At 65.0% G+C, this 24,404-nt stretch carries 23 protein-coding genes; 16 read left to right on the forward strand and 7 right to left on the reverse strand.

The genetic code is table 11. The features are described from left to right. Positions 1–9: 9 nt before the first annotated feature. The 14 genes from rpoE (at position 10) to AVTE2539_RS13425 (ending at position 15,073) form a co-directional block, all read left to right on the forward strand. The gene (rpoE, locus tag AVTE2539_RS13360) at positions 10–636 is read left to right on the forward strand and encodes an RNA polymerase sigma factor RpoE (protein WP_272567871.1); all 627 of its coding nucleotides are present in this window, start codon (positions 10–12) and stop codon (positions 634–636) included. Between the two features lie 53 nt (positions 637–689). Further along, positions 690–1,316: a sigma-E factor negative regulatory protein gene (locus AVTE2539_RS13365; protein ID WP_284411266.1), complete on the forward strand. Its 627-nt coding sequence runs from the start codon at positions 690–692 to the stop codon at positions 1,314–1,316. 103 nt (positions 1,317–1,419) lie between these two features. Then, positions 1,420–2,436: a MucB/RseB C-terminal domain-containing protein gene (locus AVTE2539_RS13370; RefSeq protein ID WP_284411269.1), complete on the forward strand. Its 1,017-nt coding sequence runs from the start codon at positions 1,420–1,422 to the stop codon at positions 2,434–2,436. 141 nt (positions 2,437–2,577) lie between these two features. Then, positions 2,578–4,062: a DegQ family serine endoprotease gene (locus AVTE2539_RS13375; RefSeq protein WP_502868920.1), complete on the forward strand. Its 1,485-nt coding sequence runs from the start codon at positions 2,578–2,580 to the stop codon at positions 4,060–4,062. Positions 4,063–4,513: 451 nt separating this feature from the next. Continuing rightward, on the forward strand, positions 4,514–6,322 hold the full coding sequence (gene lepA / locus AVTE2539_RS13380) for a translation elongation factor 4 (RefSeq protein WP_272567874.1): 1,809 nt from the start codon (positions 4,514–4,516) through the stop codon (positions 6,320–6,322). A gap of 1 nt (position 6,323) precedes the next feature. Next, positions 6,324–7,298: a signal peptidase I gene (lepB, locus tag AVTE2539_RS13385; protein ID WP_284395954.1), complete on the forward strand. Its 975-nt coding sequence runs from the start codon at positions 6,324–6,326 to the stop codon at positions 7,296–7,298. 53 nt (positions 7,299–7,351) lie between these two features. Continuing rightward, positions 7,352–7,717, forward strand: coding sequence for a DUF4845 domain-containing protein (locus AVTE2539_RS13390; protein ID WP_284395952.1), 366 nt, complete (start codon positions 7,352–7,354; stop codon positions 7,715–7,717). Between the two features lie 3 nt (positions 7,718–7,720). Continuing rightward, entirely contained in the window at positions 7,721–8,404 is a 684-nt protein-coding gene (gene rnc / locus AVTE2539_RS13395; protein WP_284395950.1) for a ribonuclease III, read from the forward strand. Next, positions 8,401–9,417 carry a GTPase Era gene (gene era, locus AVTE2539_RS13400; protein ID WP_284411271.1) on the forward strand — a complete coding sequence of 339 codons (1,017 nt, stop codon included), beginning with the start codon at positions 8,401–8,403 and terminating at the stop codon, positions 9,415–9,417. The genes rnc and era overlap by 4 nt, the downstream gene beginning before the upstream one ends. Positions 9,418–9,563: 146 nt before the next feature. Beyond that, a complete protein-coding gene (gene recO / locus AVTE2539_RS13405; protein WP_284395947.1) occupies positions 9,564–10,343 on the forward strand; it encodes a DNA repair protein RecO in 780 nt (259 codons plus the stop codon). Beyond that, complete coding sequence (locus AVTE2539_RS13410; protein WP_284411273.1) at positions 10,340–11,119, forward strand: pyridoxine 5'-phosphate synthase; 780 nt, start codon at positions 10,340–10,342, stop codon at positions 11,117–11,119. The genes recO and AVTE2539_RS13410 overlap by 4 nt, the downstream gene beginning before the upstream one ends. Positions 11,120–11,176: 57 nt before the next feature. Further along, positions 11,177–11,569 (forward strand): holo-ACP synthase, encoded by a 393-nt coding sequence (gene acpS / locus AVTE2539_RS13415; protein WP_284411275.1) that lies wholly within the window; start codon positions 11,177–11,179, stop codon positions 11,567–11,569. 60 nt (positions 11,570–11,629) lie between these two features. Next, positions 11,630–12,793 (forward strand): beta-N-acetylhexosaminidase, encoded by a 1,164-nt coding sequence (gene nagZ, locus AVTE2539_RS13420; RefSeq protein ID WP_284411277.1) that lies wholly within the window; start codon positions 11,630–11,632, stop codon positions 12,791–12,793. Between the two features lie 432 nt (positions 12,794–13,225). Further along, on the forward strand, positions 13,226–15,073 hold the full coding sequence (locus AVTE2539_RS13425; RefSeq protein WP_284411279.1) for a DUF3300 domain-containing protein: 1,848 nt from the start codon (positions 13,226–13,228) through the stop codon (positions 15,071–15,073). Between the two features lie 75 nt (positions 15,074–15,148). Here the strand turns inward: AVTE2539_RS13425 and AVTE2539_RS13430 are convergent, their stop codons facing one another. The 7 genes from AVTE2539_RS13430 to AVTE2539_RS13460 all read right to left on the reverse strand — a co-directional run bounded on the left by AVTE2539_RS13430 (position 15,149) and on the right by AVTE2539_RS13460 (position 22,236). Continuing rightward, the gene (locus tag AVTE2539_RS13430; RefSeq protein WP_284396306.1) at positions 15,149–15,778 is read right to left on the reverse strand and encodes a mechanosensitive ion channel family protein; all 630 of its coding nucleotides are present in this window, start codon (positions 15,776–15,778) and stop codon (positions 15,149–15,151) included. A gap of 32 nt (positions 15,779–15,810) precedes the next feature. After that, the gene (locus AVTE2539_RS13435; protein ID WP_272569624.1) at positions 15,811–16,791 is read right to left on the reverse strand and encodes a GGDEF domain-containing response regulator; all 981 of its coding nucleotides are present in this window, start codon (positions 16,789–16,791) and stop codon (positions 15,811–15,813) included. Between the two features lie 121 nt (positions 16,792–16,912). After that, on the reverse strand, positions 16,913–18,451 hold the full coding sequence (gene lysS, locus AVTE2539_RS13440; protein WP_284411281.1) for a lysine--tRNA ligase: 1,539 nt from the start codon (positions 18,449–18,451) through the stop codon (positions 16,913–16,915). Between the two features lie 75 nt (positions 18,452–18,526). After that, positions 18,527–19,318, reverse strand: coding sequence for a glycosyltransferase family 2 protein (locus AVTE2539_RS13445; protein ID WP_284411283.1), 792 nt, complete (start codon positions 19,316–19,318; stop codon positions 18,527–18,529). After that, positions 19,315–20,172 carry an O-fucosyltransferase family protein gene (locus AVTE2539_RS13450; protein WP_284411285.1) on the reverse strand — a complete coding sequence of 286 codons (858 nt, stop codon included), beginning with the start codon at positions 20,170–20,172 and terminating at the stop codon, positions 19,315–19,317. Before AVTE2539_RS13450 ends, AVTE2539_RS13445 begins: the two co-directional genes overlap by 4 nt. Then, positions 20,169–20,969: a DUF268 domain-containing protein gene (locus AVTE2539_RS13455; RefSeq protein WP_284411287.1), complete on the reverse strand. Its 801-nt coding sequence runs from the start codon at positions 20,967–20,969 to the stop codon at positions 20,169–20,171. The genes AVTE2539_RS13450 and AVTE2539_RS13455 overlap by 4 nt, the downstream gene beginning before the upstream one ends. Next, the gene (locus AVTE2539_RS13460; RefSeq protein WP_284411291.1) at positions 20,959–22,236 is read right to left on the reverse strand and encodes a lipopolysaccharide biosynthesis protein; all 1,278 of its coding nucleotides are present in this window, start codon (positions 22,234–22,236) and stop codon (positions 20,959–20,961) included. Before AVTE2539_RS13460 ends, AVTE2539_RS13455 begins: the two co-directional genes overlap by 11 nt. A gap of 47 nt (positions 22,237–22,283) precedes the next feature. Between AVTE2539_RS13460 and gmd the strand changes: the two genes are divergently transcribed. Beyond that, entirely contained in the window at positions 22,284–23,369 is a 1,086-nt protein-coding gene (gmd, locus tag AVTE2539_RS13465; RefSeq protein ID WP_272567895.1) for a GDP-mannose 4,6-dehydratase, read from the forward strand. 23 nt (positions 23,370–23,392) lie between these two features. Beyond that, a complete protein-coding gene (locus AVTE2539_RS13470; protein ID WP_284411626.1) occupies positions 23,393–24,334 on the forward strand; it encodes a GDP-L-fucose synthase family protein in 942 nt (313 codons plus the stop codon). Positions 24,335–24,404: the final 70 nt, after the last annotated feature.

The following is a 24,404-nucleotide window of genomic DNA, read 5'->3' on the forward strand; positions in this document are numbered from 1 at the left end:
CCCTTTTTCATGACTGCTTCCATGCCCCCGCCTTCCGCCGACAGTGACCTTCAGCTTGTGGAGCGCACGGTTGCGGGTGACCAGAAGGCATATGAACTGCTGGTGATCAAGTACCAGCGGCGCATCGAACGGCTCATTGGCCGCATGGTCCGCGACTCGGATCTCGTGCAGGACATTGCCCAGGAAACGTTCATCCGGGCTTATCGTGCACTGCACCAATTCCGGGGAGAGGCGCAGTTCTATACCTGGCTCTATCGGATCGCGGTCAACACCGCCAAAAAGGCGCTGGTCGACATGAAGCGCAATCCCGTCATCTCGGAAAATGCCTTGCGAGGAAGTGATGACGACGATGAAACTTCCCGACTGGGTCATGAACTAACCACCGACGAAACGCCCGAGACGGTGCTTGCCGCTCAGGAAATCGCGGTGGCGGTGAATGCGGCAATGGATGCGCTGCCTGAAGACTTGCGCCAGGCGGTGACATTGCGTGAGATCGAAGGGTTGACCTATGAGGAGATTGCGGCTGCCATGGATTGCCCTATCGGCACCGTACGTTCCCGTATCTTTCGAGCGCGGGAAGCCATATCGGCCCGTGTCCGCCCTTTGTTGGAGAAGCAGTCGGGCAAGCGCTGGTAGCGCGGTGTGAATGGCAGAGCAGTGAAGCAAAACGTGATGGCTGGGGAACGACCATGAATGACGATCTGAAAATGCGTGAACATTTGTCTGCTCTCGCGGATGGACAGTTGCGAGGCCAGGAGTTTGGTCAAGCCGTGGACTACGCCAGCAGCAATGCGGACGGCTCCGAAACGTGGCAGATGTATCACCTGATCGGCGACGTGCTTCGCTCTTCCGAGTTGGCGCGTCCGGTGAATTCCTCACTGGTGGATCGGCTTCGCAGCCAGATCGAAGCGGAGGGCATTCAGCGCCCTCCGTTGGTGGCCAGTGCCGTCGTTCAAGGAGCCGTCGCGGAGGTCGTGACGCCTGCCTTGGCCGCCAATGCCTCTGTGTTTCGCTGGAAAATGGCTGCGGGTTTTGCTTCGCTCGCCGCCGTTGGGGCGATTGGATGGACGGCCATGACAGGTATTCAGTCCGGCGCCGAAAGTGCGCAGATGGCTTCCGCTGTGCCCGTGACCGCCGCTCCTGCAGCCGTGGCGGTGGCAGACGCAACGGAAGGGGGCGGCGCACCGCAGGTCATGATCCGCGATCCGCGGCTGGACGAGTTGCTGGCTGCGCACAAACAGTTTGGCAATACGTCGGCGCTGCAAATGCCGGCAGGCTTCCTGCGCAATGCCACCTTCGAGGCTCCGGCGCGCTGAGATCGTGAAGACAGGCCAAGAAGGCCCCTTGTACGCCGCTCACCAGCCTCGAGTCAGAGGTGTTTGTGCTTCCTTGGCGGGCGACCTGAGCAAGATGGCTTCGATGCGCCACGCTCTGGCGTGGATGCTGCTCATGGCCGCTTCGGGCCATGCGCTGGCCGGGCCGTCGCCCGCCGTTGTTGCATCCAATGCCGCGGTGCCTGGCGACACACGCTCCATTTCCGGATGGCTGGAGCGTATCCATCGCGCCTCCCGCGAGCACAGCTACAGCGGTACTTTCGTGGTGTTGTCCGCATCGGGCGCCATGGTCAGTTCCCGTATCTGGCATGCGGCCGACGGAAGCGACCAGATCGAGCGCATCGAGGCATTGAACGGGTCTCCCCGTGTGGTCTATCGCCGAGAGGGGCTCGTGCGCACCTTCTTGCCCCAGGCACGCATGGTGCGCGAGGATCGCCGCGACATGCCCAGCTTGTTCCCGCGGCTGCCTGAAACGGCTGATCGCGGACTGGATGCGCACTACACGGTGCAGACATTGGGACGTGAACGCGTTGCGGGCCACGAAAGCGAAGTGGCCTGGCTGCGACCCAGGGATGGGCTGCGATTCGGTTACCGCATGTGGGTGGCCGAAGCCTCGGGCTTGATCTTGAAGCTGCAGACCCTCGACCTGCGGGGACGTGTGCTGGAGCAGGCGGCATTTTCTCAGCTGGAGCTGGATAACGCGGTGCCATTTGCGCGCCTCGTCGGCATGATGGATGACGTGCGCGATTTCCGTGTGGTCACGGTTGCCATGCGCAAGACCACGGCACAAGCCGAAGGTTGGCGCCTGCGAACGCCGGTGGGTGGGTTCACCCCTGGGGATTGCTATAAGCAAGAGGATGCGTCTGCTGCGCATTCAGGCCTTCCCTTGCATTGCCTGCTCTCGGATGGACTGGCGACGGTCTCGCTCTTCCTGGAGCGTTACGACGCCTCCCGCCATGCTGCCGGCCCGAGCGCGGGCAGCATGGGGGCGACCCAGACCCTCGCGCAACGCGTTTCAGGCAACATGTGGCTCACGGCGGTGGGCGAGGTGCCGCAGGAAACCTTGCGGCTGGTGGCCGAGCAACTGGAATACGCCCGTTGAGTGGTGCCTCCGCTGCCCAAGCCGCCCCACCGGGGCGGATGCATGAACTGCTGACGGTGGTGTTGCGGGAACCAAATGTGAAGCTTGCAATACGAAGTTCTTTTGCTGCTCCCGATGTCTCCTCTGAATTTTGAAAGAACGATGATGCCGATGACGACGAACTGGAAAAATCTGCAATCGTGCGCGGTGGCCGTCGCGATGGCATTGACCGCTGCCTCCGCGGCTGTGCCCGTCAGTGTGTTGGCGCAAACGCCGCCGCCCACGGTCCGGGGTCTGCCGGATTTCACGGACCTGGTGGATCAGGTCGGGCCGTCGGTGGTCAACATCCGCACGCTGGAAAAGGCCGCGGAGCGTGCCGGTCCGAACGCCATGGACGAGGAGATGCTCGAGTTCTTCCGACGCTTCGGCGTGCCCGTGCCGCCCAATGCGCAGCGCCAGCAGCGCCCCCGTGCACAGCCCGAGGAAGAGCAGCCACGCGGCGTGGGCTCTGGCTTCATCCTCACGCAAGACGGCTATGTGATGACCAACGCGCACGTGGTGGAGGGCGCGGACGAGGTCATCGTCACCCTGACCGACAAGCGCGAGTTCAAAGCCAAGATCGTGGGCGCCGACAAGCGCACGGACGTGGCTGTTGTCAAGATCGAAGCCACCGGATTGCCGGCCGTCAAGGTGGGCGATCTCAACCGGCTGCGGGTCGGTGAGTGGGTCATGGCGATCGGCTCACCCTTCGGGCTTGAAAATTCGGTGACCGCGGGCATCGTCAGCGCCAAGCAGCGCGACACGGGCGATTACCTGCCCTTCATCCAGACGGACGTCGCGATCAACCCGGGCAACTCCGGCGGGCCGCTGATCAACATGCGTGGCGAGGTCGTCGGCATCAACAGCCAGATCTATTCCCGCTCGGGTGGCTTCATGGGGATTTCCTTCGCCATTCCGATGGATGAGGCCATTCGGGTCAGCGACCAGTTGCGCGCCACGGGTCGCGTGACGCGCGGGCGCATCGGCGTGCAGATCGGCCAGGTCACCAAGGATGTGGCCGAGTCGATCGGTCTGGGCAAGCCCCAGGGGGCGCTCGTGAGTGGGGTGGAGGCGGGGTCTCCTGCCGACAAGGCGGGCGTGGAGGCGGGTGACATCATCACGAAGTTCGACGGCAAGACCATCGAAAAAACCGCCGATCTGCCGCGCTTGGTAGGCAATACCAAGCCGGGCAACAAGAGCACGGTGACGGTGTTCCGCCGCGGTGCCAGCAAGGATCTCTCCATCACCGTGGCCGAGATCGAACCGGACGACAAGCCGGTGGCGAGCAAAGGCGGCGAGCGTGAAAGCGCAAAACCCAAGCCGTCTCCAGCCGCCCAGCAACTGGGCTTGGCGGTTGCCGAGCTGACCGACGCCCAGAAAAAGGAGCTGAAGCTCAAGGGTGGGCTGCGTGTCAACGCGGCCACAGATTCGGCCGCGCGTGCCGGCCTGCGCGAAGGCGATGTGATTCTTTCCATCGCCAATATTGAAGTGGCCAACCTGAAGGACTTCGAGGCGGCCCTGGCCAAGGCGGACAAGAGCAAGCCCATCAACGTGCTGTTCCGCCGCGGCGAATGGGCCCAATACGCGTTGATCCGTCCGGCACGTTGACCGGTGGCTGCACAAAGCCCCATCCCAAAGTGGGGTTTGGGGCCTTTGCGCAGAAATCCGGTTCGGTCCCTCAACGTTTGCGCGGCATTTCCATTGATCGTTTTCGATAGAATGGCGCCTGCTTTTTCCGGCTTAACTGCATATCGATTCAATTCTGCGCCACCATGTGGGATGGTCTCGAACCATGCACAGGTGATCCACAGTGTGCCCACAAGTTATTCCGGAAGTCGAAAGCGTTTTGTGAATAAGCTGTGTATAAAATACGCGTTGCAAGGCGGCAACGCCCTCTGAACCTTGTCGGGCGGACTTTCCCTCTCGGCCTTTTTGCCTACAATGAAGTTCCAACCATCGCAGTTGCCAAATGATTGTTGGTTCAGGGCGCGTCACCATTTGACGCGCCCTTTTTTCTTGTGCGCTCCGTTTTAATTCAATCACTTGTCGCTTTCCCTTGATGAACCACATCAGAAATTTTTCCATCATTGCGCACATCGACCACGGCAAATCGACCTTGGCGGATCGCTTGATTCAGCGCTGTGGCGGGCTTGCCGAGCGTGATATGGAAGCCCAGGTGCTCGACTCGATGGACATCGAAAAAGAGCGTGGGATAACCATCAAGGCGCAGACGGCGGCGCTGCAATACAAGGCCAAAGACGGCCAGATCTACAACCTTAATCTGATCGACACGCCGGGCCACGTGGACTTCTCGTATGAAGTCTCGCGCTCGCTCTCGGCCTGCGAAGGTGCGCTGCTGGTCGTCGATGCGTCGCAGGGCGTGGAAGCCCAGACCGTGGCCAACTGCTACACCGCGCTGGACCTCGGCGTGGAGGTGGTGCCCGTGCTGAACAAGATGGACCTGCCGAACGCGGATCCCGACAACGCGAAGGCCGAAGTTGAGGACGTGATCGGTATCGATGCGACCGATGCGATTCCCTGCTCTGCCAAGACGGGCATGGGCATCGACGAAATTCTCGAAGCCATCGTGGCCAAGGTGCCTGCGCCGCGCGGCCAGGCCGATGGCCCGCTGCGCGCGATGATCATCGACAGTTGGTTCGATCCGTACGTCGGCGTCGTGATGCTGGTGCGTGTGGTCGATGGCCGCCTGCTGAAGGGCGAGCGCTTCAAGATGATGGCCAGCGGCGCGGTGTACAACGCCGACAACCTGGGTGTGTTCACGCCCGCGAACGAATCGCGCAACTCGCTCGACGCCGGCCAGGTGGGCTACATCATTGCCGGTATCAAGGAACTGCAGGCCGCCAAGGTGGGCGACACCATCACGCTGGAAAAGAAGCTGCCCAACAATGCCGGTCCGGCGACCGAAGCGCTGCCGGGGTTCAAGGAAATCCAGCCCCAGGTGTTTGCCGGCCTGTACCCGACCGAAGCGAGCGAGTACGACTCGCTGCGCGACGCGCTGGAGAAGCTCAAGCTCAACGACGCCTCGCTGCACTACGAGCCCGAAGTCAGCCAGGCGCTGGGCTTCGGCTTTCGCTGCGGCTTCCTGGGCCTGCTGCACATGGAAATCGTGCAGGAACGCTTGGAGCGCGAGTTCGACCAGGACCTGATCACGACCGCGCCCAGCGTGGTCTACCAGGTGGTGAAGGCCGACGGCGAAGTGGTGATGGTCGAGAACCCCTCCAAGATGCCCGACCAGGGCCGCCTGGAGGAGGTGCGCGAGCCCATCGTGACGGTGCACCTCTACATGCCGCAAGATTACGTCGGCCCGGTGATGACGCTGGCCAACCAGAAGCGCGGCGTGCAGATGAACATGGCCTACCACGGCCGCCAGGTCATGCTGACCTACGAGATGCCGCTGGGCGAGATCGTGCTGGACTTCTTCGACAAGCTCAAGTCGGTGTCGCGCGGCTATGCGTCGATGGACTACGAGTTCAAGGAGTACCGCGCCTCCGACGTGGTGAAGGTGGACATCCTGCTCAACGGCGAGAAGGTCGATGCGCTGTCCATCATCGTGCACCGCTCGCAGTCGCAGTACCGCGGCCGTGCCGTGGTGGCCAAGATGCGCGAGATCATCAGCCGCCAGATGTACGACGTGGCCATCCAGGCGGCCATCGGCGCGAACATCATCGCGCGCGAAACCATCAAGGCGCTGCGCAAGAACGTGCTGGCAAAATGCTACGGCGGCGACATCAGCCGCAAGCGCAAGCTTCTCGAGAAACAAAAAGCAGGCAAGAAACGCATGAAGCAGATCGGTTCGGTGGAAGTGCCCCAGGAAGCGTTCCTGGCCATTTTGCAGGTGGAAGACTGAGATGCAGGCCATGCAATACGTGACCTCCGTCATCCTCGCCGCCTTCGTGGCCTATGTCGGGGCCTGGTACATGGGGGCCATCGAAGGCAACTTCGCCCTGCTGCTGTTCCTGGCCACCGTGGTGACGGGCGCCTATTGGCTGGCTGAGCGGCTGGTCTTCCTGCCACGCCGCCGCAGGGCGGCCCAGGCGATCGAAGATGCGGCGGCGCAGCGGCGCGCCGAACTGGACCGCATGGGCATCCAGAAGGTGGATGGCGACGTGCAGGAGGCCAAGGACCGCATCCTGATGCAGCCTTGGTGGCTGGACTGGACCGCCGGCCTGTTCCCGGTGATCGCCGTGGTGTTCCTGCTGCGCTCGTTCCTGTTCGAGCCGTTCAAGATTCCCTCGGGCTCGATGATCCCCACGCTGCTGGTGGGCGACCTGATCCTGGTGAACAAGTTCACCTACGGCATCCGCCTGCCCGTCATCAACACCAAGCTCACGCAGGGCAATGCGCCCCAGCGCGGCGATGTGATGGTGTTCCGCTACCCGCCCCAGCCCAGCATGGACTACATCAAGCGCGTGGTGGGCGTGCCCGGCGACGAAGTGGCCTACCTGAACAAGCGCCTCACGGTGAACGGACAGGTGGTGGAAACCTCCGCCGTGCCGGACTTCTTCGATGAAGACACGATGCGCTACTTCAAGCAGTTCGAAGAGCAGCTGGGCGACCACCGTCACCGGATGATCAACAACCCCGACGTGCCGGCCTTCGTCCAGGGCGCCAGCGATTTCGCGAACCGCCAGAACTGCCGCTACAGCGTCGAAGGGGTGGTGTGCAAGGTGCCCGAGGGCCAGTATTTCATGATGGGCGACAACCGGGACAACTCCCTCGATTCGCGCTACTGGGGCTTCGTGCCGGACGCCAACATCGTGGGCAAGGCCTTCTTCGTCTGGATGAACTTCGGCAACCTCAAGCGCATCGGCCCTTTCCGCTGAGCATCGGCTTCGCACGTTTCACCACCGCCAATACCAAAGAGGGGTAGATCACCATGGCATTGCACCGTACCGCCAGCCGCGCGCGCCAGCGCGGCCTGTCGTTCATCGGACTGATTTTCATCGGCCTGCTGGCCGTGGCCGCCTTTGCCATCGGCGGGCAGTCGGTGCCGATCTTCCTGGAGTACCAGGCCATCAGCAAGGCCGCCAACAAGGCCGCGCGGGAGGGCAGTTCGGTGCCGGACGTGCGCGCCATCTTCGACCGTGCCGCATCGATCGACAACATCAGTTCGGTCCAGGGCAAGGACCTCGAGGTGACCAAGCGCAACGAGAAGATCGTCGTGTCCTTCAGCTACTCGCGCGAGATCGCCCTGGCCGGCCCGGCCTATCTCGTGTATCGATTCCAAGAACAGACCAAGTAGTCGGTGCAACCCAGCCTTTCCGCACTGCAGGACCGCCTGCAGCATGCTTTCTCCGATCCTTCGCTGCTGCAGCGCGCCATCACGCACCGCAGCTTTTCCGCCGACCACAACGAGCGCCTGGAATTTCTGGGCGATTCCGTCCTCAGCCTGGCGGTGTCCAGCCTGCTGTACCAGCGCCTGCGCGATCTGCCCGAGGGCGATCTGTCCCGCGTGCGGGCCAACCTGGTCCGGCAGGAAACCCTCCATGAACTGGCATTGCGCCTGAAGCTGCCCGACGTGCTGCGCCTGGGCGAGGGCGAAGCCAAATCGGGCGGCAAGCTGCGGCCATCCATCCTGGCCGACGCGCTGGAGGCGCTCATCGGCGCGGTGTACCTCGATGCCGGCTACCTGCAGGCCGAGGCCCTGGTGCACCGGCTCTTCCAGAGCGTGGAGATCAACCCGCAGATGGAGGCGGCCGCCAAGGACCCCAAAACCGCGTTGCAGGAGTGGCTGCAGGGTCGCAAAATGAAGTTGCCGCAGTACCGGGTGGTGGGTACGGTGGGGGCTGCGCACCGCCAGACCTTCGATGTGGAGTGCGAGATCTCCGAACTGGGCCTGACCGAGCGCGGCATCGGCGGCTCACGCCGGGCAGGCGAGCAGGCGGCGGCAGCGGCCATGCTGGTCCTATTGAAAGCGAAGAATCCATGAATGAAGATGCTACAAAAAATGTAGCTGGTAGCGCAGATGAATCTAGCGCTGGCGGCCAAAATGACCTGGAAGCGATGCTGGCGGCCGCCAAGCCGGCCAGCGCCCCGGCGGATGCCACCGGCCAGCGTTGCGGACTGATCGCCATCGTGGGCAAGCCCAATGTGGGCAAGTCCACGCTGCTCAATGCGCTGGTGGGGCAGAAGATCAGCATCACCTCGCGCAAGGCGCAGACCACGCGCCACCGGATCACCGGCATCCGCACGATGGAGCAGACGCAGTTCGTGTTCGTCGACACGCCGGGCTTCCAGACCAAGCACAGCACGGCGCTCAACAAGTCGCTCAACAAGACGGTGATGGGCGCCATCGGCGATGTGGACCTGATTCTTTTCGTGGTCGAGGCCGGCAGTTTCACGCTGGCCGATGCCAAGGTGCTGTCGCTGTTCAAGCCCGGCATCCCCACGCTGCTGATCGCCAACAAGCTCGATACGGTGCACCGCCGCGCGGAAATCGCGCCGTGGCTCAAGGGCATGCAGGAGCGCCATCCGTTCGCCGAGTTCGTGCCCATGTCGGCCAAGAACAAGGGCGACATCGAGCGCCTGTTCGGCATCTGCGCCAAGTACCTGCCCGAGCAGGCCTGGTGGTATGCCGAGGACGAGCTCACCGACCGCAGCGAGAAGTTCCTGGCCTCGGAGACGGTGCGCGAGAAGCTGTTCCGCTTCACGGGGGACGAGTTGCCCTACACCTCGACCGTCGTCATCGACAAGTTCGAGGAAGAAAAGGGCAAGACCAAGAGCCGCATGATCCGCATCGCCGCCACCATCGTGGTGGAGCGCGACGGCCACAAGGCCATGGTGATCGGCGAGAAGGGCGAGCGCCTCAAGCGCATCGGCACCGAGGCGCGGCAGGAGCTGGAAAAGCTCATGGACGCCAAGGTGTTCATCGAGATCTGGGTCAAGGTGCGTTCGGGCTGGGCCGACGACGAAGCGCGCGTGCGCTCGTTCGGCTACGAGTGAATCGACCCTGCGCTGCTTCGGCGGCCGCGGCGCCGTGGGCCACCCCGGGGCTCGGCGCACCCGTGTGCCGGGTGCCCGACCCAAAGAAAACCCTCATCCAGCGCTTGTCCATCAAGCACTGGTCGCTATTGAAAGAATAGCAAACCATGGCTGTGCGCCGTATTGCCGACGAACCCGCCTATGTGCTGCACCGCTACGACTGGAGCGAGTCCAGCCTGATCCTGGACGTGTTCACGCGGCACCATGGCCGGGTCGCGCTGGTCGCCAAGGGCGCCAAGAAGCCCACCTCCAACTTTCGCCCCGTGCTGCTGCCGCTGCAACCACTGCGGGTCAACTACACCCTGTCGGGCGATGGACAGGGCGAGATCCATGCGCTCAAGGGCGCGGAGTGGGTGGGCGGGCACGTCATGCCCACGGGCGATGCGTTGCTGTCGGGCCTGTACCTCAACGAACTGCTGATGCGCCTGATGGCCCGCGAGGATGCCCATGCGCCCCTGTTCGACGCCTATGCCGGCGTGGTGCGGGTGCTCGGCAGCGAGCACGGCGATGCGCTCGAACCCGTGCTGCGCAGCTTCGAACTGCTGCTGCTGCGCGAGATCGGGCTGCTGCCCAGCCTGGGCGCCGAAACGGTCACGCTGGCGCCCTTGCAGCCACCCACCCGGTACACGCTGGTGCCAGAGGCCGGGCTGCGCGCCGCGACGGCCACCGACCGGGCCACGCTGGCCGGCGCGCAGTGGCTGGCGCTGCAGCGCGCGCTGGAGGCGGGCGAGGGCGCCAGCTACACCGCCACGCTGCGCGTGATCGCGCAGGCCGGCACGCCGATGGCGGCCGAACTCAAACCCCAGTTGCGCACGCTGCTGCAATACCATTGCGGCAGCCCGGTGCTGCGCACGCGCCAGCTCATGATGGACCTGCAATCGCTATGACCCTTTCCTCCGCCGCTTCCGCCCGCACCGCCCTGTCGGTCAACGTCAACAAGGTGGCCCTGGTGCGCAACACGCGCCACCTGGGCATCCCCAGCGTCACGCGCGCTTCGCTGCTGTGCCTGCAGGCGGGCGCCCAGGGCATCACGGTGCATCCGCGGCCGGACGAGCGCCACATCCGCGCGGGCGACGTGCACGACCTGGCCGCGCTGATGAAGGACTGGCCTGACCGCGAATTCAACATCGAGGGCAACCCGTCGCAGAACCTCATGGATTTCATCCGCGAGGTGCGGCCGCAGCAGGCCACCTTCGTGCCCGACAGCGAAGACCAGTTCACCAGCGACCACGGCTGGAGCTTTCCGCAGGATGCCGAGCGGCTGGCGCCGCTGATCGCCGAATGCCGCCAACTGGGCGTGCGCGTGAGCCTGTTCATGGACCCGCTGCCCGCCCAGATGGCCGCCGCCCGTGCCGTGGGCGCCGACCGCGTGGAGCTGTACACCGAGCCCTATGCCGCCGCCTGGGGCACCGGGCGCCAGGCCGCCGAACTGGAGCGCTACCGCGCAGCGGCCCAGGCCGCGCTGGATGCCGGCCTGGGCGTGAACGCCGGGCACGACCTGAACCGCGACAACCTGGCCGCCTTCGTGCAGGGCGTGCCCGGATTGCTGGAGGTGTCCATCGGCCACGCGCTCATCGCCGACGCGCTGGAATTGGGCTATGCCGCCACGGTGCAGGCCTACCAGCGCTGCATCGACGAAGGCATGGCGGCGAGGTGCTCCTGATTTGATAGCGGCATGCCGGCGATTTTCATGCCTTGGAGGCAGATTGGACCCTGAAACATGATCTACGGCATCGGCACCGACATCTGCGACGTCCGCCGCATCCGCGCCAGTCTGGAGCGCCACGGCGATCGCTTCGCCGAGAAGGTGCTGGCCGAGGGCGAGCTGTCCATCTGGCGCGAGCGCGGCGCGCGCTGGCCCGAACGCGGCGTGCGCTACCTCGCCACCCGGTTCTCGGCCAAGGAGGCTTTCAGCAAGGCCATCGGCATGGGGATGCGCATGCCCATGACCTGGCGGCACTGCGAGGTGGCCAAGCTGCCCAGCGGGCAGCCGGTGATCGTGCTGCACGGCGCGCTCAAGGAATGGTTCGAGGCCCAGGGCCTGCAGTGCCACCTGAGCGTGACCGACGAATCCGACTACGCGGCGAGCTTTTGCGTGGTCGAAAAGAAATAAGGCCCCACCGCAATGCGGTATTGCCTGGATTGCTATTAAAAAGTGAGTGAACCCCTGGCCATGACTTTCGAACACGCCCCCCTCATCCTCGACGTTGCCGGCACCGAACTCACCGCGGCGGATCGCCGCCGCCTGGCGCACCCGCTCACGGGCGGCGTGATCCTGTTCACGCGCAACTGGCAGGACCGCGCGCAGTTGCTGGCGCTCACCAGCGCCATCAAGGCCGTGCGGGACGATCTGCTGATCTGCGTGGACCACGAAGGCGGCCGTGTGCAACGCTTTCGCAGCGATGGCTTCACCCAGCTGCCGCCCATGCGGGCGTTCGGCGAGCTGTGGATGCAGGGCGACGGCCGGGGCTCCAAGGCCGTGCCGGGCAGCGGCGCGCTGCGCGCCACCAATGCGGCGACCGCCGCCGGCTACGTGCTGGGCAGCGAGCTGCGGTCTTGCGGCGTGGACTTCAGCTTCACGCCGGTGCTGGACCTCGACTGGTCCGATGAGGCACCCCGAGGCAGCGCGGAACGCGTGCAGCGGCCCGGTGCTTCCCGCAGCAGCGTGATCGGCGATCGGGCCTTCCACCGCGATCCACGCGTGGTGGCCCTGCTGGCCAAGAGCCTCATGCACGGCCTGCTGCAGGCGGGCATGGCCAATTGCGGCAAGCATTTTCCGGGGCATGGCTTCGTTCGCGCCGATTCGCACACGGACATTCCCGTGGACCCGCGCAGTCTGAAAGCCCTGCTGGCCGACGACGCGGCGCCGTACCCCTGGCTGTCGAGCACGCTCACCAGCGTGATGCCCGCCCACGTGATCTACCCCAAGGTAGACAGCCGGCCGGCGGGTTTTTCGCGGCGCTGGCTGCAGGACATCCTGCGCCATCAACTGCGTTTCGACGGTGCGGTCTTCAGCGACGACCTGAGCATGGAAGGTGCGCGCCGCATCGACGGCCAGACGGTGAGCTACACCGATGCCGCCGTGGTGGCACTCGATGCGGGCTGCGACCTGGTGCTGCTGTGCAACCAGAGCCTCGTGGGCGAGGGCGACCGCCAAGGCGAAGCGCTGGACGAACTGCTGGCGGGAATGCAGCAGGCCCGTGACGATGGCCGCTGGCATGCCAACCCCGACAGCGAATCCCGCCGCGTGGCGCTGCTGCCAGAGACGCTGCCCCAGCCGTGGGACGAACTGATGCTGCAGCCCGCCTATCTGCAGGCGCTCGAACTGTTGCCGTGAGCGGGGCGGGTTTTCCGGCGCATTGGTAACCAATCGTTGTGCATCCCACCACTGCGTTCGGTGGTTGCCTGGGTGCATTCAGATGGAAAAGCCGCCTCCCGCCCTGTCCGCACCCGCGAAAAACGCTGTTTCCAGCCTTTGCAGCGATTGGGGCCGGGGCGAGGGCCGACAGCGCGTGACGAACATTGGCCTACAACTGGCGGTCAACGCGAGGCATAACGTGCCGTTCTGAAGAGACCATCTGCCGACGAGGTGCCGACGCACGCCGGACCGGGTTTTCGCACCGGCCCACGGTGGATGGTTCAGGAGAAAACCATGGCGCCCCTTGCAGACCCCCGTGCTTCCCAAACCCACGCCGCCTCGCCGCTCCAACCGGCAGCGACCGCACCCAGACCCCTCCGCGCTGCGGGCCTGCGGCGCGCATCGCGCGGCATGGCGCTGTCGCTCATCGCCGTTTGCGCCCTGACCGCCTGCAATCGCCAGAACTCTTCTCCGCGGGTGCCTCCGCCCGCGCCATCCGCCGCCGCAGCGCCTGCGGCTGCACCGGCTCCGGAGGCCACACCCGTCGCCGTCCGCTACACGCCGCCCAGCGCGGATGCGCTCTACCAGATGGTCGCACCCATCGCGCTGTATCCGGACAAGCTGGTGGCGCAGGTGCTGGCCGGTGCGACCTACCCCGACCAGGTCACGGCGGCGGAAACCTGGCTGGGGCAAAACCCGTCGCTGAAGGCCGCCGCGCTGACGGATGCGGTGGACCAGCAACCGTGGGACCCGAGCATCAAATCGCTGACGGCCTTCCCGAACGTGCTGGAGCAGATGGCCTCCAACCTGCCCTGGACGGTGGCGCTGGGCAAGGCCTACTACAACGACCCGACGGACGTGATGAATGCCATCCAGGTCATGCGCTCGCGCGCCAGCAAGGCGGGCACGCTCAAAAGCTCGCCGCACCTGCGCGTGGCGACCGTCACGGCCGCGCCGCCGAGCCCACCGCCGCCGGCGGACCTGCAGCAACCCGTTGCCGTGTATAGCGGGCCCACGGTGGTGGTGCCGCCGCCCACCTACATCTCGATCGAACCGGCTGACATCCAGGCGGTGTACGTGCCGCGCTATGACCCGCAGGTGGTCTATGGCACGCCCGTGCCGCTGTACTCGAGCTATCGCTGGGCCGCGCCCGCACCGGTCTATTCGTCGGGGGTGGCCGTGGGGCCCGACCCCGTGGCCGTGGGCGCGCTGGCCTTCGGCGCAGGCGTGCTGGTGGGCGCGGTCGCATCGCACCACCACCATTGGGGCTGGGATGCCTGGGGCGTCAACTGGGGTCGGCCACCGGAGCGCGCGGCCTGGGTCCAGGGCGCGCCCTTGCCGCCGCCGCCGGTGGTGCGTCCCGCCGTGGTGTACCGGGGCAACACCTACATCTCGCAGTCCCGCACGGTGGTGGAGAACATCCACAACCGCGTCACCGTGAACAACATCTACGAGCGTGCACCGGACGGCGGCCATCCTGCGGCCGTGGCGGCCGCGATGCCGGCAGCGCCAGCCGCTCCGATGCCGGCCATGAATCCGATGGCATCGCGCGTCCCGCCGGACCGCGACCACCACGCCATGGCGCAGGCGGCCATGCTGCCGCACGCTCCGGGCCAGGACCGGCATCTTGTGCCGCCAGGCCAGTCCGCTGTGATGCCATCGCCGCAGGCCATGGTGCCTCCGCAGCGACCCCAGGTCGCGCGTGAATTCCAGAACGCCGGGCGCGCGGAGGAGCGTGTGCAGGCACCGCGGGCAGCGCTGCCCAACGTTCCTGGCCAACCCCCAATGCAGGCCCATGCTGCAGACCCGCGGGCAGTGCCCGGGGCAGCACAGCCGCACCGCGAGGTGGCGTTGCCGTCCAACAGGCCGGAAGGGATGGCGCCGCACGCACTGGTCGCACCAGGGGCGGTGTCGGGCACTGTGAGCCGTGAGCCCCACCGGGAGAGTCCGCGCGTGCAGATGGGTGCCGGCCCCGGTGCACAGGCACAGGCACAGCGGGCCCTGCCGAGGCCCGAGCATGTTCAGCACATGGCGCCGCAAGGGCCGGCCCAGGGTACGGCGGAACGTGCCCCGCACAGCATGCCGCCACCCGCCATGCAGCGGCCCATGCCAGCGATGCCGCATGAGCCGGCCGCACCCCGACCCGTCGCCGTGCAGCCGCCCCATGCCTCGCCGGCGCCAGCGCCAGCGCCAGCGCAGCATGGCCACGGGCCGGAACCGGCCCATCGGCCCGAAGGGCGCCGGCACGGCGAAACCTGAATGGCCGGCGCGCAATGCGTGCCACGCTGAAAAATTGCCGCGGCCTTGCGTGAGCCGGCAGCAGACCTCGCAGGGTCAGACCGTTTCCAGGCTGGAAGAGGCCTCGGCTGAGGCCGCATCTTCCGGCGCAGCATCCGCCCTGCGCGGAGGCCCGCCCTTCCAACGCCGCACCACGCGCTGGAAGATCAGGGTATTGGGAATCTGCAGCAATGCGCCGTCCGGCCCCGCGTCGAAGTCTTCCAGCGTGGTGTAGAGCAGGTTGATGTCGATCACGCGCCCCTTGGCGCCGGGCTTTTCCGCCGTGTCCAGCACCTCGATGTAGTCGCCCAGCCGGAATGGCCCCACGGTGAAGATGAGCAGCGCGCAGAACAGGTTGGACAGCACGCTCCACGCGGCGAAGAAGGCCACGGCACCCACGGTGGCGAATCCGGTGAAGGCGGTCCACAGCACGGTGGCGGAGACACCCAGGCGCTCCAGCACGAGCAGCAACGCGCTGCCCATGATGATCCAGCGCAGCAGGCCGTTGATCGGCACCATCATCTCGATGGGCCACTGGTAATGGTGGCCGGCACGTCCCACCAGCCTTCGCAGCGTGCGCTGCAGCACCACGGCGACGATCAGGATCAAGAGGATCTGCAGGCCCGGCACGATGATGTCGAGCCAGTCCCGGATCCAGTCGGGCAGGTAAGGTTGCAGGCGCAGCATGAAGGTCCAGTCGTTCGGCAAAAGGTCTCCTGTCAGCCGCGCAGTTGCTCGACGGTGTCCATCTGCATCTCGAAGCTGAAAAAACGGGCGCGTCCCTGGGCCTTGGCGGCATACAGCGCCTGGTCCGCGCGCATCAGCATGGCCTCCGCGCTGGTGCCTTCGTCAGGAATGCAGGTGGTGATGCCGCCGGACAGCGTGAGCGTCGGGCCGAGCGGCGAATTGGGGTGGGGAAGGGCGCGCACGGACAGCAGCTTGCCCAGCGCCCGTGCAAAGGTCATCGCGCCGGAGCGGGGCGTGCCGGGCAGGATGAGGGCGAACTCCTCGCCGCCGTAGCGCGCCGCTACATCCCGCGGGCGCGTGCACACGTCGCGCAGCAGGCGGCTCACATCCTTCAGGCAGGCATCGCCCTGCAGGTGGCCGGCGGAATCGTTGTAGCGCTTGAAATGGTCCAGGTCGCACAGCATCAGGGTGAGCGGCTCGCCCTCCCGCCGCGCCGCAGCGATCTCGTTGTGCAGGATGCGGTCCAGGCCGCGGCGGTTCACCAGCCCGGTCAGGGCATCCACCTCGACCATCTCATTGAGCCGCTGGTTGGCCAGGTGCAGCTCCTGCGACAGCGACACCAGCCGGCGGCGCATGTCCAGCAGCCGCCGCATGGCGCGAAGCTTGGCAACGAGGACGATCGGCTTGACCGGTTTGACCAGGTAGTCGTCGCCTCCCGACTCGATGCCGCGCCACACGTCCAGGTCGCCGTCCAGGCCGGAGAGAAAGATGATGGGCGTCCAGCCCCCGGGTTCGGCCTCGCGCATCTGCTGCGCGACCCAATAGCCGTCGTTGTGGTCCGACAGGCGGATGTCCAGCAGCACCAGGTCCGGCCGGTGCAACTGGAACAGGTCGAGCGCCTTATCGCCCGATGCGGCCTCCAGCACATCGACCACGCCGGCATGGCGCAGTTCCGCCACCAGCACCGCGCGCAGGGAGGCCTGATCCTCCACGACCAGCACGGTGAAGGGCATGGTGTCCTCGATGCGGCCCCCACTGGGGGGCAGCGGGGTGGGATGGGTGGTGGTCATCACGGTCCCTTTCCTGGAGGCAGGTGCAGGCCTTTCGGCCCCGGAGGCCGCAGTCCTCAGCCGATCAATGTTCGCGGCGCAGGGCGGGGAACAGGATCACGTCGCGGATGCTGGGGCTGTCGGTAAGCAACATCATCAACCGATCAATGCCGATACCGCAACCACCCGTGGGAGGCATGCCGTACTCGAGCGCCCGCACGAAGTCGTGGTCGAAGAACATGGCCTCGTCGTCGCCACCATCCTTGGCCGCGACCTGCGCCTGAAAGCGCGCGGCCTGGTCCTCGGCGTCGTTCAGCTCGGAAAAGCCGTTGCCGAACTCGCGGCCGGTGATGTAGAGCTCGAAACGCTCGGTCACTTCCGGGCGCGTGTCGTTGGCCCGGGCCAGGGGGCTGATCTCGGTCGGGTGCTCCATGATGAAGGTGGGCTGCCAGAGCTTGTCTTCCACCGTTTCTTCGAAGTACAGCACCTGCAGGCTGGCCAGCGTGCGCTTGGACAGTTGGTTCTTCTCTTCGTTCAGGCCCAGCTTCTTGAGGGCGCTGACGAGCCAGGCGGCATCATCCACATGGGCGCCGGCTTCGGTGTACTGGAAGATCGCCTCGCGGATGGTCAGCCGCTGGAACGGCTGGGAAAGGTCCACCTCGCGGCCGCCGTAGGTCAGCTGCAGCGTGCCGGCCGCCTTCATGGCCGCATCGCGCACCAGTTGTTCGGTGAAGTCCATCAGGTCGCGGTAGTTCCAGTAGGCCGCGTAGAACTCCATCATGGTGAACTCGGGGTTGTGGCGCACCGAGATGCCTTCGTTACGGAAGTTGCGGTTGATCTCGAACACTCGCTCGAAGCCGCCCACCACCAGGCGCTTCAGATACAGCTCGGGCGCGATGCGCAGGTACATCTCCTGCTCCAGCGCGTTGTGGTGGGTGACGAACGGCTTGGCATTCGCGCCGCCGGGAATTGGGTGCAGCATGGGCGTTTCCACTTCCAGGAAGCCGTGCTGCACCATGAATTCGCGCAGGCCGCTCACGGCCTTGCTGCGGGCGATGAAACGGCTGCGCGCGGTCTCATCGGTCATCAGGTCCACGTAGCGCTGGCGGTATTTCACCTCCTGGTCGGCCACGCCGTGGAACTTGTCCGGCATGGGCCGAAGGCTCTTGGTGAGCAGGCGCAGCGTGGTGACCTTGATCGACAGCTCGCCGGTCTTGGTCTTCATGAGCGTGCCTTCCGCACCCACGATGTCGCCCAGGTCCCAGTGCTTGAAGGCGGCGTACAGCTCTTCACCCAGCGCATCGCGCGTGACGTACAGCTGCAGGCGACCCCCCGTCGTGCCCAGCGAGCCGTCCTGCACGGTGGCGAAACTGGCCTTGCCCATCACGCGCTTGAGCATCATCCGGCCAGCGACGCTCACGGTGACAGGGCTCGCCTCGAGCGCATCCGCCGCGCTTTCGGCGTACTGCGCCTGCAGGTCCGCCACATGGTGGGCAGGCTTGAAATCGTTGGGAAACGCCACGCCCTTGCCTGCTGCCTGGGCCTCCCGCAGGGCCTTGAGTTTTTCGCGGCGCTCGGCGATGAGCTGGTTGTGGTCAATGGCAGGGGTGGGAGTGTCGGACATAGATTGAAATGATGGCGAAGAGAGGCGTCGCGCGACGAAACCGGCCATTTTAAGAGCCAAGTCAAACCAGCGGCCTTAGCGCAGCCAAGTGCGCAACAGCCGGACGCCGAACTTCAAGCAAGAGACCGGCAGCGCCAGCGCCAGCACGCCCTGGTGCCCGCGTTGGCCGACGGCGCGGAGCGCAGCCAGCTCACCGCGCTGCATGCGCCACAGCTGTGCGCTCAGGCCGGAGCTGCCGAAGGCAGGCTTGTACATGAACGACAACTGCTGGGAGTGGTGTGCACAGCGCCAGCCGGCCGCGATCAGCTGCAGCCAGAGTGCGTAGTCTTCGCTGAGTTGACCATTGTCGGGAAAGCGCACGCACGCATCGCGCCGCACCAGCACGGAGGACGTGTGAAACGGATTCGACAGCATGGCAGGAAGCAGGCCGACAACGCGGGTATTCAGCGGTTGGGACACACTGTCCAGCATGAAAGCCGGTATCTCCTGCACTCGTACCCCGGAGTGGCCCCCGACCAGATCCAGGCCTTGGTGGTGCATGGCTTGCAGCTGGCGCTCGAGTTTGTCGGGCGACCAGATGTCGTCCGCGTCCAGAAAGGCGACCACCTCGCCGGCAGCCAAGTCTAGGCCGCGGTTGCGCGCGGCTGCAGCGCCTGCGTTGCACGGCTGCTTCACTACACGCAGCACGAAGGCGCCTGCGGTCTCATAGTGCTCCGCCAAGGAGACGGATCCGTCGCGCGAGCCGTCATCCACGCAGATCACCTCGAATGGTGGCAAGGTCTGGTTGCGGATCGAGTCCAGAGCGCGCCGCAAGGTCGCTTCGGCGTTGTAGACGGGGATGACAACGGAGACGCGCGGCAGGCTCATGGTTCCATGGCGAAGTCAGCGTCGAGCCGATGCCACGAGGGCAATGAAGGGTCGGTCGCGGTGAGCGCGAGGCCGCGGAACCACGGCGTGGGCGCGAACACGGTGTGAGCGCGTCCCACATAGCCAGCCAGCGCACTGAACGAACTGTTGGCACAGGCCAGCACGTCGGCATTGATCAAGGCCTGCAACGCCTGGTCGGCCGTTTCCTTGCCGCCGAGGTGGGTGTCGAGGAACAGGCAGCGGTCCGGTGCCACCAACGGCGAAAGCATGGCCCGCGCATGGGCATAGTCGTCGGAAATGACGAGCCACTGCAGTTCGGGCCACTTGCGCTCCAGTGCCTGCAGCACGCCGCGGTAGTAGCCTGCGCCGAGCGGTCCGATCTGTTCGCGGTTGTAATGCGAGGCAGCGTAATCGCCCCCTCGCACGTGCAGGGCTGCATAGCGTGACAGGCCCGGGGGGGCGGCGCGAAACGCCGGGCGTAGCAGTTCGCGTGCCTGTCGCAGCGCTCGCTCGCTGTGGTGGCGCGGGTGCTGGTAGTAGCCGTAGTGATAGCGTGCATGCCAATCGCCGTGGGCAGGGGTTGCATCGTTGTGCAGTTGGCCCAGCAACCGGGCTGCACGCACAACCACCCGCTCGGCACGCCACAGCCCTTCAGTGCGGCGAGTCGGCAATCGCAGGTCGGTGAATACCTTCGACAATTCCAGCGCGCCGATGGCCTGATTGCCTGGTACTTTGCGCAGGAAGCTGGTGTCGAGTGCAACATCGGCTCTCGACTCGGCCAGCGTCAGCGCGTGCAGCCATTCGAAGAACTGATTGCCGAGCCCGCCGCGCAGAAAAACGCGTGTGGTCGTCATGTGGGCTCGCCAGTGTGCGGGGGCATGCGCTCGAAGGTGAAGATGCCGAGGGCGTAGTCCTGCTGCTCAATTCGGTCCAGTTCGGCTTCCCAATGCGGATAGTCGATCACGCGCCGTTCGGCACCAACCGCCGCGAACTGGCGCAGCGAAAGGCCTTCCGCTTCGGCCATTCGGACGATGCTGCGTGGCGAGAAAACGCGGTGGGCGTTGAACAGCAAGCGTTCGATGCCGACGGGCACCGAAAGGTAGAGCCGACCACCCGGCCGCACGATATGGGCCATGTTTCGCAGTCCTGTGGCGCTGCCTGCGGGATCGAGCACATCGCCGTAGCGGCCGAGTCCAAAATGCTCCAGGGCATGCAGGCATGACAGCGAGTCGCAGTAGTTCGTCAGTTCCGGGGCTGGGTTCATCAAATCGGCCTGCTTGAAGCGGATGCTCGGCAGCTCCGTGGTGATGGCGCGAATGTCGAAGACTTCGATTTCACGAAAGCTGGCAACATGCGCCACGAAGCCATCGACACGGGACCCGATGTCGACATGGCGCTCCGGCCCATGCCGGTGGATCTGCTGCGCCACGTGCAGATCCTGCAGGAAATACTCGCTCTTGGTCGTACCGCCTTCTTCGTACCAGTCATGGAGGCAGGGCATGAGCTCGAGCCGTCCTTGGTACTGGCGTCGGAAGCGCAAAAGATCGCGCAGGTAGCGCGGCGTGCCGCGCAGCGAGCGCAGCAGTCGCCGCGGGTCGATGCCGAACTGCTCCGAGAGGATCCAGTAAAACTTCTTCAGCTTAGCGTTCATGGTCGATCTTGAGGAGCCCGGGCAGGCTGGCGATAAAGCCGATGAAATTGATGATGAGCCAACCCGATGTCGCGCCAACCATGCCGAAACGCGACACCATGGGAGGAATGACCAGCAGACACAGCACCCCGGCCAGCAGGTTGACTTGCAGGATGCGCTGGATTTTTCCACGCACCAGCCAGTGGGCGTAGCCCACGTTGTAGAACGCGTTGATGATGGCACCGAACAGCAGCCAGCCGAGCAGCGGGTAGACCACGGAAACGGCATGTATGTCCTTCAGCCACCACGCCAATAGCCGTTCGCCTCCGGCGGCATAGACGGCGATGCCGATGGCTGCGGCCAATGCAATCAGTCCGAAGAGCCGTCCGTACAGATGGCGTAGGGCGGCTGGGTCGTCCTTGAGGCGAAGTGCGCGGGGCAGGACTGCCTGCATCAGCGGGTACACCAACTGCAGCACGCCCGCCGCTGCGGAAGAGGCGATCACATAGTAGCCAAAGTCCGCGATCGGTATCAGGTTGCTGAGCAGCACCTTGTCCAGCTGCATCGTGAGCGCGCCCAAGCCCGAAGCGGCCGCTAGACCGGCGATCGCCGGCCAGGCTTGGCGGACCACATCGCCTTGCCACCGTGCGTCGCCGCGATGCGTTCCGGTTGCAGACCAGGCAACATGGGCACGCAACGCAGTTTCAAACAGGCCTGCCGCGACGTGCCAGGCCAGATAGGTGGTCAGCGATGGCAAGGTTGTCACGGCGAGCACGGCGCCTCCGTGGCGGAGCAGCGTGGCGACGAACAGAATCTTGTTCAATGCCACCTGATGCTCCGTGCCGACAAGGAGGCTGCGGTAAAGCGATCCCGGGAGCATCGTTGCGAAGATGGCAGCCGCTCCGATCACCGCGGCGTGGCCGCTGGCCTGAGCGGCCTCATCCAGATGGAGCCAGTGTCGTGCGATCGGGGCTGCGAGCAGGACCAGCCCGAGGCCGATCAGCAGTGCAAGCGTCCAGTAAACGCGCTCAAAGCCGTACAGCAGTGCGGCTGTGCGCGGCTTGGCCGCACCTTCGCCAGCGGCACGCAACGATATCTCGCGCACCAAGGCCTGGCTCATGCCTGCGTCGAGCAGGTTGAGCACGGCCTGCAGTGTCGTGACGAAGCCCACGAAGCCGAATTGCAGGGGGCCGAGCGCAGCGAGATACCAGGGCAGGGCGAGGATAGGCGCGAGCGCGACCGCGCCCGAGCCGACGTAGTTCGCCAGAATGTTGCGCTTAAGGGACATGAAAGAGCGCAGCGCCTATGATTGGGTCGTCTTCCTGACCTCTATACATGCAAAAAGTCGCGCTTATCACCGGCATCACGGGCCAGGACGGGGCCTATCTGGCCGAATTCCTGCTGGGCAAGGGTTACATCGTGCACGGCATAAAACGCCGGGCATCGTTGTTCAATACCGATCGCATCGACCATCTCTATCAAGATCCCCACATTACTGACCGCCATTTGATCCTGCATTATGGTGATCTGGCCGACAGCACGAACCTGATTCGCATCATCCAGCAATCACAGCCCGATGAAATCTACAACCTCGCGGCCATGAGCCACGTGGCTGTCAGCTTCGAGACGCCCGAGTACACGGCCAATGTCGACGGCATTGGCACACTGCGCATCCTGGAAGCGATCCGCATCCTGGGCATGGAGCGCAAGACGCGCTTCTACCAGGCCAGCACTTCCGAACTCTACGGGCTGGTGCAGGAAGTGCCGCAGAAGGAAAGCACGCCGTTCTACCCGCGCAGCCCCTACGCCGTGGCCAAGCTCTATGCCTACTGGATCACGGTCAACTACCGGGAGGCTTACGGCATGTATGCCTGCAACGGCATCCTGTTCAACCACGAAAGCCCCGTGCGCGGCGAGACCTTCGTGACGCGCAAGATCACGCGCGCCATGGCGCGCATTCACCTGGGCCTGCAGGATTGCCTGTACCTTGGCAATCTCGATGCGCTGCGCGATTGGGGCCACGCGAAGGACTACGTGGAAATGCAGTGGCTCATGATGCAGCAGGATGTGGCTGAAGACTTCGTCATCGCGACGGGTGTGCAGCACAGCGTACGAGACTTTGTTTCGGCGGCGGCGCATGAGCTCGGCATGCAGATCGAATGGTCGGGCCATGGTGTGGACGAGGTTGGCCGGGACGCCCAGGGCCGTGCCATTGTCAAGGTGGACCCGAGATACTTCCGGCCCACGGAGGTCGAGTCTTTGCTCGGCGATCCCACCAAGGCGCGCGAGAAGCTCGGCTGGACGCCGCGCATTGGATTTGGCGAACTCGTGGCCGAGATGGTGCGCGAGGATCTGAAAAGCGCCCAGCGCGACGAACTGGTCAAGAAGTACGGTTTTTCTGCCTACGACTACAACGAATGACGGCAACGTTGACGAGGGTGGATATGGACAGGAACACCAAGATCTACGTGGCAGGCCACCGTGGCATGGTGGGCTCGGCCTTGGTGCGCAAGCTGGCCGAGCGCGGTTACGAAAACCTGGTGACGCGCACGCATGCCGAACTGGACCTGCTGGATCAGTCTGCGGTACATGCCTTCATGGCGCATGAAAAGCCCGACTACGTATTCCTTGCCGCGGCCAAGGTGGGTGGCATACAGGCCAACAACGTGTCGCGGGCAGACTTCATCTATCAGAACCTCATGATCGAGGCCAACGTGATCCATGCCGCGCATTCTGCCGATGTGCAGCGGATGCTATTCCTGGGATCGAGTTGCATTTACCCGCGTGACTGCCCACAGCCGATCAAGGAGGAGTACTTGCTGACGGGGCCGCTGGAGCCCACGAACGAACCCTATGCCATTGCCAAGATCGCGGGCATCAAGCTCTGTGAGAGTTTCAACCGTCAGTACGGCCGGCATTACGTGAGCGCGATGCCGACGAACCTCTACGGCCCCAACGACAACTACGACCTCAACACCTCGCATGTGCTGCCTGCTTTGCTGCGCAAGGCCCATGAGGCGAAACGGCGTGGCGACCCTGTAATGAAGCTATGGGGCTCGGGGCGGCCGCGCCGCGAGTTCATGCACGTGGACGACATGGCGGACGCCTGTGTGTTCCTGATGGAGCAGCTCGACATCACGGACGGTCTGTTCAATGTCGGCACGGGAACTGACGTGACGATTGAAGAGCTGGCCCGCCGGATCATGGGAGTGACCGGTTTCGAGGGCACGCTGGCTTTCGACCCGAGCAAGCCCGATGGCACGCTGCGCAAACTGCTGGATGTGGGCATGCTGCAGCGCCGTGGCTGGAGCGCGCGCATTCCGCTGGATGTCGGGATTGCCCAGACCTATCGGTCTTTCCTCGAAACGCCCGAAGCGCGGGGATGAGCCGCGGGGGGGGCGGTAGATGGGGCATGCCGGAAGTCTTCGCCGCGCTTTCTGGCCCTGTCAGCACCGA

The sequence above is a fragment of the Acidovorax sp. SUPP2539 genome, assembly GCF_030158975.1.
Classification (GTDB): Bacteria; Pseudomonadota; Gammaproteobacteria; order Burkholderiales; family Burkholderiaceae_C; genus Paracidovorax.

What these genes read in the sequence shown, in the direction of transcription:
- era (WP_284411271.1), top strand. Translation starts at nt 8,401, where the DNA reads ATGAATGAAGATGCTACAAAAAATGTAGCTGGTAGCGCAGATGAATCT.
- rpoE (WP_272567871.1), top strand. Translation starts at nt 10, where the DNA reads ATGACTGCTTCCATGCCCCCGCCTTCCGCCGACAGTGACCTTCAGCTT.
- AVTE2539_RS13370 (WP_284411269.1), top strand. Translation starts at nt 1,420, where the DNA reads ATGCGCCACGCTCTGGCGTGGATGCTGCTCATGGCCGCTTCGGGCCAT.
- AVTE2539_RS13455 (WP_284411287.1), bottom strand. Translation starts at nt 20,969, where the DNA reads ATGAACGCTAAGCTGAAGAAGTTTTACTGGATCCTCTCGGAGCAGTTC.
- AVTE2539_RS13410 (WP_284411273.1), top strand. Translation starts at nt 10,340, where the DNA reads ATGACCCTTTCCTCCGCCGCTTCCGCCCGCACCGCCCTGTCGGTCAAC.
- lepA (WP_272567874.1), top strand. Translation starts at nt 4,514, where the DNA reads ATGAACCACATCAGAAATTTTTCCATCATTGCGCACATCGACCACGGC.
- AVTE2539_RS13445 (WP_284411283.1), bottom strand. Translation starts at nt 19,318, where the DNA reads ATGAGCCTGCCGCGCGTCTCCGTTGTCATCCCCGTCTACAACGCCGAA.
- lysS (WP_284411281.1), bottom strand. Translation starts at nt 18,451, where the DNA reads ATGTCCGACACTCCCACCCCTGCCATTGACCACAACCAGCTCATCGCC.
- recO (WP_284395947.1), top strand. Translation starts at nt 9,564, where the DNA reads ATGGCTGTGCGCCGTATTGCCGACGAACCCGCCTATGTGCTGCACCGC.
- AVTE2539_RS13435 (WP_272569624.1), bottom strand. Translation starts at nt 16,791, where the DNA reads ATGCCCTTCACCGTGCTGGTCGTGGAGGATCAGGCCTCCCTGCGCGCG.
- lepB (WP_284395954.1), top strand. Translation starts at nt 6,324, where the DNA reads ATGCAGGCCATGCAATACGTGACCTCCGTCATCCTCGCCGCCTTCGTG.
- AVTE2539_RS13425 (WP_284411279.1), top strand. Translation starts at nt 13,226, where the DNA reads ATGGCGCTGTCGCTCATCGCCGTTTGCGCCCTGACCGCCTGCAATCGC.
- AVTE2539_RS13390 (WP_284395952.1), top strand. Translation starts at nt 7,352, where the DNA reads ATGGCATTGCACCGTACCGCCAGCCGCGCGCGCCAGCGCGGCCTGTCG.
- AVTE2539_RS13365 (WP_284411266.1), top strand. Translation starts at nt 690, where the DNA reads ATGAATGACGATCTGAAAATGCGTGAACATTTGTCTGCTCTCGCGGAT.
- AVTE2539_RS13470 (WP_284411626.1), top strand. Translation starts at nt 23,393, where the DNA reads ATGGACAGGAACACCAAGATCTACGTGGCAGGCCACCGTGGCATGGTG.
- AVTE2539_RS13460 (WP_284411291.1), bottom strand. Translation starts at nt 22,236, where the DNA reads ATGTCCCTTAAGCGCAACATTCTGGCGAACTACGTCGGCTCGGGCGCG.
- acpS (WP_284411275.1), top strand. Translation starts at nt 11,177, where the DNA reads ATGATCTACGGCATCGGCACCGACATCTGCGACGTCCGCCGCATCCGC.
- gmd (WP_272567895.1), top strand. Translation starts at nt 22,284, where the DNA reads ATGCAAAAAGTCGCGCTTATCACCGGCATCACGGGCCAGGACGGGGCC.
- AVTE2539_RS13430 (WP_284396306.1), bottom strand. Translation starts at nt 15,778, where the DNA reads ATGCTGCGCCTGCAACCTTACCTGCCCGACTGGATCCGGGACTGGCTC.
- AVTE2539_RS13375 (WP_502868920.1), top strand. Translation starts at nt 2,578, where the DNA reads ATGATGCCGATGACGACGAACTGGAAAAATCTGCAATCGTGCGCGGTG.
- AVTE2539_RS13450 (WP_284411285.1), bottom strand. Translation starts at nt 20,172, where the DNA reads ATGACGACCACACGCGTTTTTCTGCGCGGCGGGCTCGGCAATCAGTTC.
- nagZ (WP_284411277.1), top strand. Translation starts at nt 11,630, where the DNA reads ATGACTTTCGAACACGCCCCCCTCATCCTCGACGTTGCCGGCACCGAA.